Source organism: Achromobacter sp. (assembly GCF_032113835.1).
In the GTDB taxonomy this organism is placed as follows: domain Bacteria; phylum Pseudomonadota; class Gammaproteobacteria; order Burkholderiales; family Burkholderiaceae_B; genus Achromobacter.
On record NZ_DAMCTG010000044.1, the window covers coordinates 1 to 3,672 of the forward strand.

The 3,672-nt window shown below is 66.0% G+C and carries 4 protein-coding genes; 3 read left to right on the forward strand and 1 reads right to left on the reverse strand.

The window, feature by feature from the left end:
- The 3 genes from mutS to RT697_RS16190 all read left to right on the forward strand — a co-directional run.
- Positions 1-1,220 (forward strand): DNA mismatch repair protein MutS (gene mutS, locus RT697_RS16180; protein WP_313700190.1); only part of this gene is annotated, 1,220 nt, incomplete at its 5' end.
- Complete coding sequence (locus RT697_RS16185; RefSeq protein WP_313700192.1) at positions 1,217-2,410, forward strand: cupin domain-containing protein; 1,194 nt, start codon at positions 1,217-1,219, stop codon at positions 2,408-2,410. The genes mutS and RT697_RS16185, both read left to right, overlap by 4 nt.
- Positions 2,411-2,628: 218 nt before the next feature.
- The gene (locus tag RT697_RS16190; RefSeq protein ID WP_409517445.1) at positions 2,629-2,847 is read left to right on the forward strand and encodes an endopeptidase; all 219 of its coding nucleotides are present in this window, start codon (positions 2,629-2,631) and stop codon (positions 2,845-2,847) included.
- 116 nt (positions 2,848-2,963) lie between these two features.
- On the opposite strand, the gene bamC is transcribed toward RT697_RS16190, so the two are convergent.
- On the reverse strand, positions 2,964-3,672 hold a 709-nt coding region (gene bamC, locus RT697_RS16195), incomplete at its 5' end, for an outer membrane protein assembly factor BamC (protein WP_313700194.1).

Consider the following 3,672-nt stretch of genomic DNA (forward strand, 5'->3'; position numbering starts at 1 on the left):
CCGGCATCAGCAATCTGCGCGTGGAGTTCAACCGCGTGCATGGGTTCTATATCGAGGTCACCAAGGGCCAGACGGCCAAGGTGCCCGAAGACTACCGCCGCCGCCAGACGCTCAAGAACGCCGAACGCTACATCACGCCGGAGCTCAAGACCTGGGAAGACAAGGTGCTGTCCGCGCAGGACCGCTCGCTGGCGCGCGAGAAATGGCTGTTCGAGCAATTGCTCGATGTGCTGGCCGAACACGTGCGCCCCCTGTCCGACTGCGCGGCGGCGCTGGCCGAACTGGACACGCTGGCTGCGCTGGCCGAGCACGCGCAGCGGCACGACTGGGTCGCGCCCGAGCTGTCCGAGCAAGCCGACATCGACATCGACGCCGGTCGCCACCCGGTGGTGGAGCGCGCCATCGAGCGATTCACGCCGAACGGCTGCCGCCTGGATCCGGCGCGGCGCATGCTGCTGATCACCGGCCCGAACATGGGCGGTAAATCAACGTACATGCGGCAGGTGGCGCTGATCGTGCTGCTGGCGCGCATCGGCAGCTTCGTGCCCGCGTCGCGCGCCCGTATCGGCAAGATCGACCGCATCTTCACCCGCATCGGCGCGGCGGACGATCTGGCGGGCGGACGCTCGACCTTCATGATGGAGATGACGGAGGCCGCGGCCATTCTGTCGGCCAGCACGCCCAACAGCCTGGTGCTGATGGACGAGATCGGGCGCGGCACGTCTACCTATGACGGCCTGGCGCTCGCCTGGGCCATCGCCTGCCGCCTCTTGTCGCACAACCGCGCGTTGACGCTGTTTGCCACGCACTACTTTGAACTGACCCGCCTGCCCGCCGAACAAGCGACGGCCGCCAACGTGCACCTGGCCGCCGCCGAATCGGCAAGCGGCATCGTCTTCCTGCACGAAGTGCGCGAGGGTCCGGCCAGCCGCAGCTACGGGATTCAGGTGGCCCAGCGCGCGGGCGTGCCGGCCGCTGTCATCCGTCAGGCGACGCGCGAGCTCGAGCGGCTGGAAGCGCAAGGCGCCCCCACGCCGCAGCTCGGCCTGTTCTCGGCTGCCGCCGAGGCCGACGCGCAGGCCTACGCCGAAGCCGAACGCTCGGACGCCATTGAGGCCCTGGACTCGCTGCGCGAGGAGCTTTCCGCCATTGACCCAGACAGTCTCACCCCGCGCGAAGCGCTGGATGCCCTTTACCGCTTGAAGAAGCACCTCCAATGAACCTCGACCAACCGCTGCCGCTCCTGGGCAATCAAAGCCCCAACGACTTCATGCGCCGTTACTGGCAGAAGAAGCCGCTGCTGATCCGCCAGGCCATTCCGGCTTTCAAGCCGCCCGTCACCATCGCGGCCATCAAGAAGCTCGCGCGCCGCGACGACGTGGAATCGCGCCTGATCTGGCGCGAGAACGGCGAATGGCAGATGGAAAACGGCCCCTTCGCGCGCCTGCCCAAGGACAACGAGGGTGACTGGACGCTGCTGGTGCAGAGCGTGGACCTGCATAGCGATGCCGCGGCCGAGCTGATGGCCTTGTTCCGCTTCATTCCGGACGCCCGCCTGGATGACGTGATGATCAGCGTTGCCAGCCACGGCGGCGGCGTCGGTCCGCATTTCGACAGCTACGACGTGTTCCTGCTGCAGGCCGCGGGCGAGCGCGAATGGAGCTATGGCCGGCAGAAGGACCTGTCGCTGGAGCCCGGTCTGCCGCTCAAGATCCTGAGCAACTTCCAGCCCGAGGAAAAGGCAGTGCTGGCGCCGGGCGACATGCTGTACCTGCCGCCGCAGGCCGCGCATGACGGCATTGCCATGGGCGACGGCTGCATGACGATCTCGATCGGTTTCCGTGCCCCGACGCAGGCGACGCTGGCGCGCGGCCTCTTGGAAGCCGCCGCCGACCAGGTGATGGCCCGCGTGGGCCTTCTGGGCGGTCCCTATGGCGAACCCGCCCTGCCCGGCCCGAAACTGTCGGCCGGCTACCGCGACCCGGCCCAGCCGGCGGTGGACACGCCTGCGGCGCTGCCCGACGGACTGGTGGCCGCCACGCTGGAAACGGTAGAGAAGCTGCGTTTTGACGATGCCCTGGCGTCGCGCTTTCTCGGCTGCTGGCTGACCGAACCCAGCAACCTCAGCGTGTTCGACGCGCCCGAGGGCATGGATGTGAATCTGGAAGAAGATTGGCCCGCGTCCGGCCGCCTGGTGCTGGATCGCCGCAGCCGCATGCTGTATCGCGGCAAGCAGCTTTTCATCAACGGAGAAACGGCCATGACGCCCGCGGATGCGGCGTTGCGCCTGCTGGCCGATGCGCGTAGCCTGGATTGCGCGCATCCCGCTTGCGCCCGTCTGTCAGAAGACGCGCGCAGTTGCCTGGCGGATTGGCTGGACTCGGGCTGGATTCAGTACCGCCCCGAGTAGTATCTGGAAACGTCGGCGTATCCGTGTCGCACAGAAAGAAAACAGGTCTGTAAACCGGGTCACATCAAGAAAGACATAACACCAAGCTGAAAGGTTTGTTGCTTTTGGGATGCCACCGCTTTAACTTTCACACGCGATCGGCTTGAACCTTCCTGTAGCCTGAGTTCTGGTTTCCCCTAACGGGGTTTCAAGAGTCGTCATCTACAGGAGTTCAAATAATGATGAGCAAAACCTTGATTATTGCCTCGGTGCTGGCTGTCGCGCTCAGCGCTTGCAACAAGAAGGAAGATGCCCCGGCACCGGCGAGCAGCCCTGCACCCGCCACCACGACGCCCGCTCCTGGCGGCACCCCGCCGGCATCGCCCGCGCCGACCCCTGGCACGACGCCTGGCTCCGGTTCCACCACCCCGGGCGGCTCGACCACCCCCGCGTCGTAAATCTTCAGGCACGAACCCCCGCACTGAAAGACGCAAAAAAAACCCTGGCATGTCATGCCAGGGTTTTTTTGTGCCTTGCCGCGGCAAGCTGAGCGTGCGCGGCCAGGCGGTTGCAATTACATCTTGTCCTTCAGGACGCTCAGCAGGCGCTGCGCCGTCGGGCTGTTGTCCGGCGTACCGTTGGCGTCCAGCACCGAGACGGTGGTCTGTTCGCCGTTGCCCACCAGGTGGATGCGGTACTGGGGCGCTTGCGCCTTCTTGTCGCCAGAGAACATGCGGCTGAAGAAGCCGGGCTGTTCCATCTTTTCGCCGGTGTCCGTGTCGACATAGCGAACGAAGTAGTCGCCGGCCGAACGGTCGCGGTCGTCGACGGCGAAGCCACCGCCATCGAGCGCCACGCCGACACGGCGCCATGCGCGGTCGAAGGATTCGCTGACGATGAGCGACGCGCCCTGCGCACGCACGTCCTGCTGGACGGCGGGACGCTGCGGCGAGGCTTCGGCCTGCTGCACCAGCTTGCGGGCGTTGTCGACGTCGGTGCCCAGGTAGACCATCATGCGCGCCAGCATGGCGGCGTTCAGGCCCGGGTCTTCCTTGCCGTTCTGCCACTGCACCTGACCGCCATCGGAACCGACGCGCTTTTCAAGCATCTGGCGGTGGCTGACGTAGATTTCGGTGTGGCCGTTGACCCGTTCGACGCGCGTGCGGAATTTTTCGCGCTCGCCGCTATCCCAAGCCGATTCCAGCACGGCGCCCAGGGCCTGGCGAAGCCAGCTTTCCGGGATCTTGGCGCGGTTCTCGGCCCAGTCCGTTTCGATCAGGCCG